This is a genomic window from Adlercreutzia sp. CNCM I-6207 (genome assembly GCF_977072305.1).
Map to the genome: position 1 here is coordinate 62,522 of NZ_CDRVLZ010000009.1, position 14,488 is coordinate 77,009.

The window sequence follows — 14,488 nt, forward strand, 5'->3', positions numbered from 1 at the left end:
GAAAGGAGAGATGCTCCGATGACAGTCACCGAGAAGCTCAACGGTTACGGCCCGCTCGCCGGCATCAAGGTCGTCGAGATGTGCACCTACGTGGCCGCCCCGGCCACCGTCCGCGTCCTGTCCGAGATGGGCGCCGAGGTCATCAAGATCGAGTCCTTCGCCGGCGATACCCAGCGCACCCAGGGCCCCGGCTTCGGCTGCGAGCTGACCGATACGGAAGATCCCACCATCGATTTGAACAACACCAACAAGAACTGGGTGTCGCTCAACCTGAAGGATCCCGAGGGCCTGGCCATCGCGAAGAAGATGATCGGCGAGGCCGACATCTTCATGAACAACATGCGCACCGCCGCCCTGAAGAAGCTCGGGCTCGACTACGAGACCCTGCACGAGGAGTTCCCGGGGCTGATCTGGGGCCAGATGCGCGGTTACGGCGAGTTCGGCGAGTTCGCCCATGCCCCCGGCTACGATGCCGTGTGCTGGGCCGCCCGCGGCGGCGTGGCCGGCACCTTCCCCGAGAAGGACACCTCCCCCGCCATTCCCCCGCAGGCCTTCGGCGACTACAACACCGCCATCATGATGGCCGCCGGCCTTCTCGGCGCGCTCGTGAACAAGCTGCGCACCGGCCAGGGCGACAAGGTGGTCGTGAATCTGTACCACTCCGCCATCTGGGGCGGCTCCATCGGCCTTTGCGCGCAGCAGTTCGGCGCCGACTACCCGAAGTCCCGCACCGACGTGCCCAACCCCTTCAACAACACCTACAAGACGGCGGACGACAAGTGGCTCTACATCTGCCAGCCGCAGCACAACCGCTACTACAACGACATGATGAAGGTCATCGGCCGCGACGACTTGGTGGACGATCCGCGCTACGCGACCATCGAAAACGTGAAGGCGAACCACCTGCAGCCGGAGCTCATCACCATCCTGGACGAGGGCTTCTCGAAGAAGGACCTGGAGGAGTGGCTCAAGATCCTGGCCGAGTGGGACGTGCCGAGCCAGAAGGTCTTCCGCTTCACCGACATCCTGAAGGACGACGAGGCCTACGTCAACGACGCCATCCGCAAGGTGAAGTACAACGCCTTCGGCGAGCACGCGCTGCCCACCACGCCCATCCGCTTCGGCGGCTACGGCGACCCGCCGATCATCCTCTCCAAGCCCATCGGCTACCACACCGCCGAGTACCTGGAGCACTACGGCTACACGCCCGAGCAGATCGCCGAGCTGGAGGAGAAGGGCGCCGTGAAGTGCTACCACGGCGAGGAGGTGCCGGATGTGATCTTCAAGTCCGAGCGCCAGGAGAAGGGCGAGGCCCCCTGCAACTGGTAGGCCCTCCCCCGCCAAACACGCTTCCTATCTCGAGAAGGAGCCCCTCATCGCGAGGGGCTCCTTCTTTCTATTCCCGCTCGGGGGAAGGAGGCTGTTATAGCGCGACTAGGCCAGGGCGTACTTTGCGGCGTTGGTGCCGGCGTTGCGGCCGAAGGTCATGCAGTCGGCGATGGCGTTGCCGCCCAGGCGGTTCTCGCCGTGGATGCCGCCAGTGCACTCGCCTGCGGCGTACAAGCCGGGAATCGGCTCGCCGTCGGCGTTGCAGGCCTCGGATTCCACATTCACGCGGATGCCGCCCATGGTGTGGTGCACGGTGGGCACCTTGCGGCAGGCGTACCAGGGGCCCTCGGTCATGGCCGCATCGGCGGTGTTGTCGGCCACGAAGCCGAACTCGTCGGTGCCGCCTTCCACCACGGCGTTGTAGGCGTCGATGGAAGCCTGCAGGTTCGCGGCGTCCACGCCCATCTCGCCGGCCAGGGCCTCCACGGTATCGCCAGCGACGATGTGGCCCAGAGCCAGCATGTTGTTGATGGTGGCGCCGTTGGCGTCCGGCTCGTCGGGATCGGGGTAGCGCAGGGTGTTCACGACGATCCAGTAGGTGCCGTCGGGCTGGGCGAAGATGTTCTTGCACAGCACGTCGCGCTCGGCGCCTGCGCCCAGGGCAAGCGCCATGCCCTCGCCCTGGGCGCAGGGCTTGATATTGGTGCAGCCGATGGCGTCGTCGGTGAACGTGACCGTCATGGCGTAGGGGGCGTTGCGGCCCGTCACCTCTGCCGTGTAGGTGCCCGCCTTCCAGGGAGCGGAGCTCGCGAGCCGCTCGGCGCGGGTGCGGGGGGCGCAGCCGGCCAGGCCGAAGCTGGCGAGTCCTCCCCAAATGCCGAGCACGGCCGCCCCTTTGCAGAAGGCTCGACGAGAGATGCCATTGAGCGGAACAAAGTCAGACGCGCGCGTCATGATAAGCCTCCTTCTAACGCACTACCGAAAAGGAACCGGGAGTCGCTTGAAGAACCATCCTTCCGAGTTGCTGGATCGTCCAAGTGGCTCGAACGATTACCGGACAAGTAGACTTTAGCGCGCCGTGCGGGAGCAACAGCAAGTCAACAAGGTGCTGCAATCTCTATGCGCGAGCGATGTAAGAAGTTTGAAACCCTGTCGTCATTCCGTCAATTTGACCACCGTTTTGTCAGCTCTCGCCGAGTGAAGGAATGCTATGCCAGCCGCACGGCCAGGCACGCGGCCTCGCGCCCCAGCTGCCGGGCCAGGGCGAACCCGATCTCGTCGGCCTTCACCGAGCGCCAGCGGGGCTGCCCGGTCTCGTCGAGCCCCGCGAAGCCCGTGGCCACCACGCCGCCGGACAAGGGCGCGCCCGCGGTGCGCGGGTGCACGGAGAGCATTCCCTGAGTGGCGAACCAGCTGTCCAGAGCAGCGAGCGTTCCCTCTCCCCCGCAGTTGTTGAGCCCGGCCGTGGACATGGCGCCGCCCACCTTGCCGGTCAGCACGTTCTCCACCATATGGAAGGGGCGCGTGCGGTCCATGAAGTTCTTCATCCGGGCGCTCACCGTGCCGAAGTAGTCCGGCGAGGCGAGCAGAACCACGTCGGCGTCCCGTAGCTTCTCGTAGAGATCGTTCATGTCGTCTTCGAGCGTGCAGCTCGTCTGGGCGAGGCAGCGGTTGCAGCCGACGCAGAACCCGATATCGAGCTTCGAGAGCTCCACCAGCTCGCAGCTTACCGGCACCTCCAGCGCCGATGCCTGCTCGGCCGCCCCGTCGAGGGCCGCCTGCAGAAGCGCCGCCGTCCCCTTCCCGGCCCGATGGCTCCCATTGATTCCCAGCACTTTCATAGCGTCCTCCTCGTCTCAACAACGTTCGATTCGAGAGGAGACGCGGGGTGCCTTGACCGAGCGAGTTCCGCAGCGACTGAAACAGGACTAAATGTCCTGTTTCACCAAGCGAGGACTGTCTGAGCGAATCAAGGCACCGCGCGGCTCCCCCGCGGCGATTTTCTACCTAGAAAGAGAAAAGGGAGCCCCGGCCTTGTGGGCTGCGGGGCTCCAGATAGCAGGTTCGGTTTTGCCGACCCTCTCTTACATATTGTGGAAGGCGTACTTCTCCGGGTTTTCCTTCACGTCGGCGCGGTTCTTCGGATTCATCTTCAGCGTGCCCATGATGCCGTCGTTAGTGTTGGAGGCCAGCACCTGGTTGCGGTTCTCCATCTTGATGCAGTTCTCGAAGCTGGTGCCGTCCAGCGAGCACTGCAGGGCCTCCTTGGTGAGGCGCAGACCGAAGGGCGCGGTCTCGCGGCACATCTCCTCGGCCATGGCCACGGCGGTCTCCAGCACGTCGTCGTCGGCCACCACGCGGTTGGCGAAGCCCCACTCGTAAAGCTTCTGGGCGTCGAAGCGGGCCGGGTTCATGAGGATCTCGCAGGCGCGGGCATAGCCGACGATCTTCGGGAGGAAGAAGGAGCCGCCCATGTCGGTGCCGGTGTAGCCGATGGACAGGTAGCCGGCGTTCATCTTGTAGGACTCGCCGAGCACGCGCATGTCGCAGGCGCAGGAGATGGACAGGCCACCGCCCACGGCAAAGCCCTTCAGGGCGCCGATGATGGGCTGCTCGCAGCGGCGCATGTTGATGATCTGGTCGGAGCACATGCGCTGCATGATGTAGAAGTCGCGCTGGATGCGGCCCATGTCCTCGGGCGGATCGAGGGCGAGGTCGTTCAGGTTGAAGCCGGCGCAGAAGGAGCGGCCCTCGCCGGTCAGCACGATGACGCGGCAGTCCTTGTCCATGCGCACCTTGATGAGGAAGTCGTTGAACTCGGCCATCTGGGCGTAGGACATGGCGTTCAGGTTGTCCGCGTCGTTGAAGGAGCAGATGTAGACCGAGCCGCGCTGCTCGATCTTCAGCTTCTCGTAGTCGTAGGTGAACTCGGGCAGATGGTAGGCCTCCTGGTAGACACTCATGGATGAACCCCTTTCGCACTTAATTACTCAAGTTTTACTTTTTAGCCCATTGGAATTTTGTTCCGCCTGACTTGCTTCTGATTCTTAAGGATGGAATGGCAGTTTTCCACGGACAAAATTTAAATATTGTTTCTTTTATTACCCAATTTCTCAACATTGTTGGTCTGCAATCAATTTCGCATCGCTTAGACCTATTGAATCATCAATTATTCCGATTATCTTTTCTCAATTCTGGCTTCCTGTCCGAGAAATACCTTTGTATGCTGAAAGCATGAATTTCTTCTGGGTATCGACGGAAGCACTCGATTACCGGGGTGCCGCCAGCGGGCGGCCGGGCGCTTCCGTGGCAAAAGGGTTTTAGGTTCTTTAGAAAGGAAGGCCTATGATCACCGATCTCAAGATCAACGAGGAGAAGAAGAAAGAGTATTACGAGAAGGGGTACTGGACGCGCGAAACCATCCGTGACGTCTGGGAGCGCCAGGCGCGGGCGCACGCCGGCGAAGAGTACGTCGCCGACGACCAGGGCTGTCGCATGACCTACGGCGAGGTGGACGACGCGGCGGCCCGCCTGGCGGCGTGGCTCGTGGATGCGGGCATCGAGCCGGGCGATGTGGTCACCCTGCAGTTTCCCAACTGGGCCGAGTTCACCATCGCGTACGTGGCCTGCTTCAAGGCCGGCGCCGTCATCCAGTCGCTCGCCCGCAACTTCAACGGGGCCGACCTCACCTACGCCATGAACCTGGTGGAGAGCCGCGCCTACATCGGGCCCACCTCCTTCCACGGCGTCGATTACGAGCAGCAGATCCTCGATATCGCCGGCGACATCCCCACGCTCAAGGTCATCGCGCTCGTCGACAAGAAGGCCCCCAAGCACTCGGATCTGCCCACCGTGGCCGAGATCGTCAAGACCACCGAGCCCTTGGCCGAGAAGGTGCCCGTCGAATCCGACCAGGTGGCGTGCCTGCTCTCCACCTCCGGCACCACGGGCAAGCCCAAGGAGGTCATGCTCACCCACAACAACATCCTGTTCTCCGAGCGCGTCTTCGTCGAGGGCCTCGAGCGCACCTCCGACGACGTCATGTGGATGCCCGCGCCCCTGAACCACGCCGTCGGCTTCTTCCACGGCCTCATCGCGCCGATGCTGCTCGGCGGCCGCTCCGTGCTCATGCAGGACTTCGCCGTGAAGGACGCCGTCGACCTCATCAACGCCGAGGGCGCCACCTGGTCCATGTGCTCCACCCCGTTCATCTACGACATCGTGAAGTACCTGGATGCCCACCCTGACGAATCGCTGCCCACCTACGTGCTGCACTCCTGCGGCGGCGCGCCGGTGCCCGGGGCGCTCATCGAGCGCGCCCACAACCACGGCATCCTGCTCTGCGAGATCTTCGGCTCTACGGAGAGCTGCCCGCACGTCTTCGTGCCGCCGAGCAAGTGCGTGGAGTGGAACGGCGACTGGTCCGGCATCCCCTTCCCCGGCATCGAGGTGCGCTACATCGACGAGCAGGGAAACGATGTGGCCCCGGGCGTCCAGGGCGAGCACATCTCCCGTGGCCCGCACCAGTTCGTCGGCTATCTGAACGAGCCGGAGCGCACCGACCGCGCGCTCACCGACGACGGCTGGTGGTTCTCGGGCGACTTGGGCTACATGGACGAACAGGGGCGCATCCGCATCAACGGCCGGCGCAAGGAGATCATCATCCGCGGCGGCGAGAACCTGTCGGCCCGCGAGATCGACGACAATCTGGTGGGCTGCCCGGGCGTGGGCGAGTCGGCCACCATCGGCATGCCCGACGACCGCCTGGGCGAGCGCATCTGCACCTTCGTGGCGCCTTTGGGAGATACAGTGCCGACCCTGGAGTCGGTCACGGCCTACCTGGAAGGCGAGGGCGTGCCCAAGCGCCTGTGGCCCGAGCGCATCGAGATCATCGAGGAGATCCCCAAGACCCTCATGGGCAAGGTGCGCCGCAACGTCCTCACCGACGAGCTCGCGGCTCGCATGGCCTAGGGACGGCGGGAACGACAAGCTGACACGATACCGATAGGGCATTCCTATGAATGCCCTTTTTCTTACTATGACCGTTTCGGCTCCATCGTTTGTATGATGGTAGCCATAAGGTTCGGGCCGCCCGGGGATTGATAGCGGCCGATCAGAGAGCAGAAGGGGCTGACATGATCGACGACCTGAAGATCAACGAGACGCTGAGAGAACGTTGGTACGCCAAGGGGTATTGGACGCACGACACCATCGCCGACATCTGGCAGCGCGCAGCCGTCGCGCACCCCGATCGCGAGTACGTCTGCGACGACACGGGAAGCCGCCTCACCTATGGAGAAGTAGACGACAAAGCCGGGCGTGTGGCCGCATGGCTTATCGCCGAGGGTATAAAAGCCGGCGACGTCGTCACCCTGCAGTTCCCCACCTGGGCCGAGTTTACCATCGTCTATGTGGCCGTGCTGAAAGTCGGTGGCGTGGTGCATCCGGTGCCGCGCAACTACAACGACGTGGATCTGGAATACGCCATGAACCTCGTCGGCTCCCGAGCCTACCTCTCCCCCACCTTCTCCCACAACACCGACTACGAGGCGCAGATCCTCTCCGTGCGCGGCGCCGTGCCGACGCTCGCCGCCATCGCCGTGCTGGACAAGCAGGCGCCGAGCCACTCGGAGCTGCCCACCTTCGACGACATCTACGAGCGCTTCGAGCCGCTGCGCGAGCCCGTTCCGGTGTCCGCCGATTCCGTGGCCTGCATCCTGCCCACCTCGGGCACCACGGGCAAGCCGAAGCAGTCCATGCTCACCCACAACAACATCCTGTTCTCCGAGCGCGTCTTCACGAGAGAGTTGGGGCGCACCCAGGGCGACGTCATGTTCATGCCCTCGCCCTTGAACCACGCCACCGGCTTCTTCCACGGGCTCATCTCGCCGCTTCTGCTCGGCGGGCGGGCGGTGCTGCAGCAGGACTTCCGACCGCGCGAGGCCATCGAGCTCATGAACGCCGAGGGCGTCACCTGGTCCATGTCGGCCACGCCGTTCATCTACGACATGCTGAACGTGCTGGACGCTGAGGACGGCCTGGCCTTCGACACCCTGCGGCTGTTCTGCTGCGGCGGGGCGCCCCTGCCCCCGGCCCTCATCGAGCGCGCGGCCCGCTACGGGGTGCTGCTCTGCGAGATCTACGGCTCCACCGAGAGCTGCCCGCACGTGTTCGTGCCCCCGGAGAAGTGCGCCGAGTGGAACGGCGCCTGGTCGGGCGTCCCCTTCGCGGGCATCGAGGTCAAGGTCATCGACGAGATGGGCAACGAGGTGCCCCGGGGCGCCCAGGGCGAGGAGATCTCCCGCGGGCCCCACATGTTCGTGGGTTACCTGAACGAGCGCGACCGCACCGACCGCGCGCTTTCCGATGAGGGCTGGTTTTACAGCGGCGACCTGTGCTACATGGACGAGGAAGGGCGCATCCGCATCAACGGGCGCAAGAAGGAGGTCATCATCCGCGGCGGCGAGAACATCTCGGCCCGGGAGATCGACGACGACCTCATCGGCGCGCCGGGGTTGGCCAGCTCGGCCACCATCGGCATGCCGGATACGCGCCTCGGCGAGCGCATCTGCACCTTCGTCGTGCCGAGCGACCCCGCCGCGCCTCCTACCCAGGACGGGCTCATCGCCTACCTGAGAGAGCGCCACGTGGCCAAGCGCCTGTGGCCCGAGCGCATCGAGATCATCGACGAGATCCCCGTCACCGCCACCGGCAAGGTGAAGCGCTTCATCCTCGCGCAAATCTTGAAGGAGCGCATGGAGGCGGAGTAAGCCTTTCTTTTTGTTCGAGTAGGCTGCCGATGGGAGGTGTGCCTCCACGCGCAGTTCCGCAGCGAACGAAAGTGCCCAGTGGGCACTTTCGCCGAGCGAGGACTGTTTGAGCATGGAGGTATACCTCCCAGCGGCAGCCGGACAAGCAGCAAAAAGCCCGAGCACCGCTGATCGCGCTCGGGCTTTTTGCTAGAGACTTCTTTTAACTTATCGGTACTCCCGGTCGAGCTCCTTGGCGATGGTCATGCGCTGGATCTGGTTCGATCCCTCGAAGATCTGGAAGATCTTGGCGTCGCGCATGAGCTTCTCAACGGGATACTCCTCGGAATAGCCGTAGCCGCCGAGCACCTGCACGGCGTTGCTCACCACCTCCTGCATGGCGTCGGTGACGAAGGTCTTCACGATGGCGCCGTCCTTGCGCACCATCTCGCCGGCGTCCATCTGGCGCATGCAGTTGTTCACGAGGACGCGCGCCGCCTCGGTCTTGATGGCCATGTCGGCCAGCATAGCCTGCACCATCTCGAAGTCGATGAGGCGCCGCCCGAACTGCTTGCGCTGCTTGGCGTAGGCCACGGCCTCGTCGAGCGCCCGCTGCATGATGCCCACGGCAAGCGTCGAGATGAAGGCCCGGGAGAGGTTCAGCGCGTTCAGCGCGATGGACATGCCGCATCCGACTTCCCCGATGACGGCGCTTCTCGGTACGCGCACGTTCTCGAGAACGACCTCCGTGGTGTCCGACAGGCGGAAGCCCATCTTGTGCTCCTTGGCGCCGGCAGCAAGGCCCGGGGTGTCGCCGTCGATGAGGAAGCCCGTGATGCCGTGGGCGCCGGCTTCCGGATCGGTCTTGGCGAACACCACGTAGATGTCGGAGATGGAGCCATTGGTGATGAAGGTCTTCGTCCCGCTCAGGACGTACTCGTCGCCGTCGAGCACCGCCGTGGTGCGCATGGCGGCGACGTCCGACCCAGCGTTCGCCTCGGTGAGGCAGAAGGCGGCGAATCCGTTGTTCTCGGTCTTTTCCACGAAGTGGCGCGCCTGCTCCTCGGTGCCGTTCAGAAGGATGTTGCGGAAGGCGACGAAGTTCGTGACGAAGGTGTCGGCGTAGGCGGCGTCAACCCAGGCCAGCTCCTCGAACATCATGGCGCAGGTCTCGTAGCTTAAGCCCATGCCGCCGAACTGCTCGGGGATCTCCACCATGTGCAGTCCCAAATCGAAGCCCCACTGGTACAGCTCGCGGGGGCACTCCCCTGCCTTGTCGGCCGCGGCCACGTGCGGCATGACCTCGTTGCGGGCGACGTCGCGCACAAGCTTCACGAGCTCGCGCTGCTCCTCGGTGTAGGTGATGGCCATAGGTTTCCTCTCTCTTTCAGCCCCGCGGGGCGCTTGCATGCGGCTCTATCGCGTGCCGGGCGGAACGAGGCCGCCGGCGCTAGCGGTTCTCCTGCAGGATGCCCTCGTCGAAGGCATAGCGCAGCTGAGCGTTCACCGAGCGAACGGCACCGTCGTGCAGCTCGGGCCGCACGTCGTTGTACACAGCCTCCACTAAGGCCTCGGCATCGGCGGGGATGCCGCTGCGAACCGCGGACACCACCTGCTGCAGCCGCTGAAGGCGGTGACGGCGCGCCTGCTCGATGCGCTCGGAGGGGTTCTCGATCACCGGCCCGTGGCCCGTCAGCAGGCGCTCCACGCCGCGCTCGGCCACCAGGCGCCCGAGCACGTCCAAACTCGCCAGATAGTCGCCCATGCGCCCGTCGGGCCAGCAGACCATCGTGGGGCTCTGGGCGAACACCACATCCCCCGTCACCACGAGCGCGCCCTCTTCCACATAGAAGCCCACCGAGTCGCTGGAATGCCCCGGCAAGGGCACCACCTCGATGGGCAGGGACACTCCGGGAAGCTCCAGAGGGCCACAACCCAGCGTGCCCGCCGCCATACCCAGCACCGGCGCACCGAAAACCCGGCCAGCCTCCTCGGCGCACTCGGCGTGGTCGAAGTGGTCGTGGGTCACCGCCACGGCAGCCACGGTGAGGCCGCGCCGAGCGCAGGCCTCGGCGATGCGCCCGATACAGGCGGCGTCGTCGGGGCCCGGATCCACCACCAGGCAGGCTCCGTCGTCCGGGGCGGCGAGAATCCAGCTGTTGGTGCCGTGGTAGGTGAGCGGCGTGGCGTTGGGATGCCGCACGCACTGGGCGAACGCCCCGACCATGGCCTCGTTGTCCGGAGGTGCGAAGCGCGCGCTCATGTCTCGCTCACCTCGCAGCCGAGCACCACCTCGCCGCACGGTCGCGCCACCGGATGCGGCCGCACGTGCCCGTCGAAGGGAGCGTTCCACGCCTCATCCACCGAGGTCGCCGCCACGATGGAAGTGAGGTTGGAAATGGTGGGAGGCACGAGCTTGAGCAGGCCCGCATCGAAGCGCGCCAGGGCCTCGCCCGGAGCGATCCAGGCCGCCTCCACGGCCTCACTCGTGCGGCCGTCGGCGTGCTGCCCCTTAGGCAGCCGCGCCAGGAAGAAATAGGTGTCGTAGCGCCGTGCCTCGCTTTCGGGAGTGACCCAATGGCTGCGCAGGCGCATAAGATCACTGCGCAGCACGAGCCCCCGCTCGCGAAGGAATTCCCCGAAGGAGACGCGCCGCGTGGCCACGGCTTCACGTTCGGCAGCCCAATGGTCTTCGCGCTCGTCGACGGGCGCGCCTCCGCCGAGAGCAGAGGCCAGAAGCACGCCGCTCTCCTCGAAGACCTCCCGGGCCGCCGCCGTAATGACGCCTTTTGCCACGGACGCGGGACAGCTCATGAGACAGGCCCACTGCTCCGGAGAAGGCCCGGCCCAGGGCACGGCACATTCCACATCCCGCACGTCCATGCCGCCGCCGGGAAACACCACGGCGTCCGGCGTGAAGGCCATGGTGGAGGCGCGGCGCAGCATGAAGACATCCACCGGAGCCGCATCCACGGTCTCCTCGATGGGCGCTCCCCCCGCCAGCGGGCTCTCGAAACGACGATAATGGGGCTTGCCCTCGCTCACCAGCATAACCGTGGCGGCCATGCGCGGGGCCACCGACTCGCCGGGCGCTCCTGCGAGGAAGGCCCGGGCGCGTTCCACCACACCAGGCTGATCGTCCACCGAGTACTCCACGTAGGCGCCGGGGGAAAGCGGCTCTCGGATGCTCTGGACACGCCGTCCCTCCGCCGCGCCCGCAGCCGTCGCGCCCACCGCCTTCGCCGTCTTCTCGGCTCCGTGCCTCGTCTTGCCCGCGCTCTCGCTCATTTTTCCGCTCCTGCCAACAGCTCGGCGATGTCCCTCACGGGCACATCGGAATCTGCCGATACCATACCATCGGCGAGCATGGTCAGACAGAACGGGCACGAAGTCGCCACGAGATCGGGGTCGGTGTCAAGCGCCTGGGCGCAGCGCGCCTCGTTGATGCGCGCACCGGCGCTCTCCTCGAGCCACATGCGACCGCCGCCGGCTCCGCAGCAGAAGCTCGTCTTGCGGGCGCGCTCCATCTCCGCCACGCTTCCGCCGGCGGCACGAACCACCTCGCGCGGTGCCTCATAGATGTCCTGATAGCGGCCCAGATAGCACGAGTCGTGGAAGCACACGCGCCCGAGCGCCTCTCTCGCGCGGGGCAGGCGCCCCTCGCGCACGAGCCGGGCCAAAAGCTCGCTGTGGTGGATCACCTCGAAATGCCCGCCCAGCTGCGGGTAGTCCCGGGCCAGGGCCTGGTAGCAGTGGGGGCACTGCACGATGATCTTCTTGACCCCGTAGGCCTGAAGCGTGGCGATGTTCTCGCTGGCCAGCATGAAGTAGACGAACTCGTTGCCCATCCTCCGCGCCGCGTCCCCGCAGCACTTCTCCTCGTTGCCCAAGATGGCGAAGCTCACACCCGCCTCCGCGAGCAGCGACACCAAGGCCGCGGACACCTTGCGGTTGCGGGCGTCGAAGGCCCCGGAGCAACCGGGCCAGTAGAGGTACTCGGCATCGGGGGCCTCGGCGATAGTGGGCACGTCCAGCCCCTCGGCCCACTTGGACCGGGTCTGCCAGCCTAAGCCCCACGGGTTGCCGTTGTTCTCCAGGTTGCGGAAGGTGGCCTGGGCCTCCGGCGGGAAGGCGCTTTCCACGGACACCTGGTAGGTGCGCATCTTCACCACCTTCGGCACGTGCTCCACGAAGGCCGGGCACGCCTCCATGCAGGCGCCGCAGGTGGTGCAGGCCCACAGGGTCTCGGGGGCGATGACCGCGCCCACGAGCGGGCGATCGATGATAGCGCGCTCGGCGTCGGTGAGATCGGCGTTCTCAAGGAGCGCCTCGGCCTTCGGCAACGCGGGGACTGCCTTCGACGCCTTCTCGCTCTCGGCCGCATCCGCCGCGTTCCGCTCCTGGGCCGCCGCCTCCTTCTGCAGGCGGTAAATGATGGGCCCCCGCTGCTCCAGCTCGGCGCCCAAGTCCTGGATGAACGCCTTGGGGCTCAGGGGCTTGCCCGTGGCATAGGCGGGGCAGAGATCCTGGCAGCGGTTGCAGCGCACGCAGGCCTGGGTGTCGAAGAGATCCTTCCACGTGAGCTCCTCCAAGCGGCCGCAGCCGAAGGAGAGCAGGCCCTCGTCCTCCATGTCGATGAAGGGCAGCTCGCCCTTGGGTTTCAGGTCGCGCCAGTAGACGCCGGCGGGCACGAGCAGCACGTGGACGAGCTTGGAATAGGTCCAGTAGGCGATGAGCCCGAAGGCGAGGGCCATATGGAACCACCACAGCACGCGATGGGCAAGCTCGATCTGCCCCTGGTCCCAGCTGGCGAACAGTCCCGCGAAGAGGCTCCCCACGGGTGACCAGGCGCCCCAAGGGTCGCCGGTGCCGGCGATGCGCAAGCCTTCCAGCACGAATCCCGTGACGCCGATGGCGAGCAGCAGGCCCAAAACGACGATGTCGCCGGGCCTGGTGTCAAGCGCGCGGTTCGCGATGCGGCGCACGATGCAGGCCACCATGGCGATGCAGAAAGCGGCGCCGGCAATGTCGACGGCGAGCGAGAGAAAGTAGAGGTAGAAGTTGCCTTGGACGAGAGGGAGCCCCAAATCGGCCTGGGCGGCCACGGTGGCGGTAGCGATAAGCAGGATGACCATAGCGACGTACATGACCACATGCACGAGCCCGGGCCCGCGCCGCTCGGCCACCTTCACCTGCAGAAGGGCGTCGCGCACCGCGCCACGCAGACGCTCGCCGCGCCTATCGGAGCGATTCTCGGGCTCGCCGATCTTCCACAGGCGCCAGCGCCGCACGAAGAAGACAACGGCCACGGCCAGCGCCGCGACGAAGCAGGGGTAGATCAGCCAGTGGCCCGTGATGTTCCACAGAACCTCGCGTGCCGGCACCTCGCCCATGACGCACCTCCCCTATTTGCGCTCGCGAACGGCCGCCTCCAGCAGCGGCACCGCCTCGAAGAGATCCGCGACGATGCCGTAGTCGGCGCCGGCGAAGATCTCCGCCTCGGGATCCTTGTTGATGGCCACGACGCACTTCGAGGCACCCATGCCGGCCATGTGCTGGATGGAGCCGGAAATGCCGCAGGCGATGTACAGCGAGGGCGCCACGGTCTTGCCTGTCTGGCCCACCTGGTACTGGATGTCGATCCAGCCCTCGTCCACGGCCGGGCGCGAGGCACCCACGGCGGCCCCCAGGGCATCGGCCAGAGACTCGATGACCACGAAGCCCTCAGGCCCCTTGCAGCCGCGGCCGCCGGCCACGACGATGTCCGCCTCGGCCAGATCGACACGCTCGGAGGCAGCACGGGCCACGGACTGCACGATGCGGGCGAGGTCGGCTGCGTCAGCCGGGGCCGCGACGACCTCGGCGGTGCGGGAGGCGTCGGCCTCGGGCACCGGGAGCGCCTTCGGGCGCACCGTGGCCACCACGGTGGGGGCGGCTGCGGTTGCGCGCTCGATCACCTTGGCGGTGTAGGGCAGGCGCGTGAAGAAGACCTCGTCGCCGGCCTCGATATCCACCACGTCCGAGAACAGCGGCGCATCCAGGGCCTCGGCCAGAAGAGGGGCCGCTACGCGAGATTCGGCGCCGTCGGCGAGCAATACCACGGCCGGGGCGCTCTCGGCGGCCAGCCGGGCCAGCGTGCGGGCCACGGCCTCGGGGGCCGGTGCGGCCTCGCTTTCCACAATCACCACGCGGTCGGCACCCCACGAGGCGAGCGCCTTGGCGTGGCCTGCGGCGGACGCGCCCCACACGATGGCGACCACTTGAGCGGCCGCCTGGTCGGCCAGCGCCCGGGCGCCCCCCAGCATCTCGGCATTTACCTGGCGCAGCGCCTCATCGGCGCCGTTGACCCCTACCCACATATCAGCCATGAGAAAACCTTTCTCTCAAATCCTGCGCGAACGTTGGAAGCG

At 65.9% G+C, this 14,488-nt stretch carries 11 protein-coding genes; 3 read left to right on the forward strand and 8 right to left on the reverse strand.

The features are described from left to right. The first annotated feature begins 18 nt into the window (after positions 1–18). On the forward strand, positions 19–1,329 hold the full coding sequence (locus ACW4QM_RS06185; protein ID WP_455798284.1) for a CaiB/BaiF CoA transferase family protein: 1,311 nt from the start codon (positions 19–21) through the stop codon (positions 1,327–1,329). Between the two features lie 105 nt (positions 1,330–1,434). On the opposite strand, the gene ACW4QM_RS06190 is transcribed toward ACW4QM_RS06185, so the two are convergent. The 3 genes from ACW4QM_RS06190 to ACW4QM_RS06200 all read right to left on the reverse strand — a co-directional run bounded on the left by ACW4QM_RS06190 (position 1,435) and on the right by ACW4QM_RS06200 (position 4,292). Continuing rightward, positions 1,435–2,283 (reverse strand): FAD-binding protein, encoded by an 849-nt coding sequence (locus tag ACW4QM_RS06190; protein ID WP_455798285.1) that lies wholly within the window; start codon positions 2,281–2,283, stop codon positions 1,435–1,437. Positions 2,284–2,537: 254 nt separating this feature from the next. Then, the gene (locus ACW4QM_RS06195; RefSeq protein ID WP_114539135.1) at positions 2,538–3,170 is read right to left on the reverse strand and encodes a flavodoxin family protein; all 633 of its coding nucleotides are present in this window, start codon (positions 3,168–3,170) and stop codon (positions 2,538–2,540) included. 243 nt (positions 3,171–3,413) lie between these two features. Then, a complete protein-coding gene (locus ACW4QM_RS06200) occupies positions 3,414–4,292 on the reverse strand; it encodes an enoyl-CoA hydratase/isomerase family protein (protein WP_161127200.1) in 879 nt (292 codons plus the stop codon). A gap of 382 nt (positions 4,293–4,674) precedes the next feature. Here ACW4QM_RS06200 and fadK (ACW4QM_RS06205) point away from each other — a divergent pair, with 382 nt between their 5' ends. Both fadK (ACW4QM_RS06205) and fadK (ACW4QM_RS06210) read left to right on the forward strand, forming a co-directional pair. After that, positions 4,675–6,300 carry a medium-chain fatty-acid--CoA ligase gene (gene fadK / locus ACW4QM_RS06205; protein ID WP_455798286.1) on the forward strand — a complete coding sequence of 542 codons (1,626 nt, stop codon included), beginning with the start codon at positions 4,675–4,677 and terminating at the stop codon, positions 6,298–6,300. 164 nt (positions 6,301–6,464) lie between these two features. After that, complete coding sequence (gene fadK / locus ACW4QM_RS06210) at positions 6,465–8,099, forward strand: medium-chain fatty-acid--CoA ligase (protein WP_417003795.1); 1,635 nt, start codon at positions 6,465–6,467, stop codon at positions 8,097–8,099. A 207-nt stretch (positions 8,100–8,306) separates the two neighbouring features. On the opposite strand, the gene ACW4QM_RS06215 is transcribed toward fadK (ACW4QM_RS06210), so the two are convergent. The 5 genes from ACW4QM_RS06215 to ACW4QM_RS06235 all read right to left on the reverse strand — a co-directional run bounded on the left by ACW4QM_RS06215 (position 8,307) and on the right by ACW4QM_RS06235 (position 14,446). Next, the gene (locus ACW4QM_RS06215; RefSeq protein ID WP_237974296.1) at positions 8,307–9,449 is read right to left on the reverse strand and encodes an acyl-CoA dehydrogenase family protein; all 1,143 of its coding nucleotides are present in this window, start codon (positions 9,447–9,449) and stop codon (positions 8,307–8,309) included. A 79-nt stretch (positions 9,450–9,528) separates the two neighbouring features. Further along, positions 9,529–10,341 (reverse strand): MBL fold metallo-hydrolase, encoded by an 813-nt coding sequence (locus ACW4QM_RS06220; protein ID WP_237974297.1) that lies wholly within the window; start codon positions 10,339–10,341, stop codon positions 9,529–9,531. Beyond that, positions 10,338–11,366 carry an NUDIX hydrolase gene (locus ACW4QM_RS06225; protein ID WP_237974298.1) on the reverse strand — a complete coding sequence of 343 codons (1,029 nt, stop codon included), beginning with the start codon at positions 11,364–11,366 and terminating at the stop codon, positions 10,338–10,340. Before ACW4QM_RS06225 ends, ACW4QM_RS06220 begins: the two co-directional genes overlap by 4 nt. Continuing rightward, positions 11,363–13,471, reverse strand: coding sequence for a heterodisulfide reductase-related iron-sulfur binding cluster (locus ACW4QM_RS06230; RefSeq protein WP_455798287.1), 2,109 nt, complete (start codon positions 13,469–13,471; stop codon positions 11,363–11,365). Before ACW4QM_RS06230 ends, ACW4QM_RS06225 begins: the two co-directional genes overlap by 4 nt. Before the next feature lie 12 nt (positions 13,472–13,483). After that, complete coding sequence (locus ACW4QM_RS06235; protein ID WP_237974300.1) at positions 13,484–14,446, reverse strand: electron transfer flavoprotein subunit alpha/FixB family protein; 963 nt, start codon at positions 14,444–14,446, stop codon at positions 13,484–13,486. Positions 14,447–14,488: the final 42 nt, after the last annotated feature.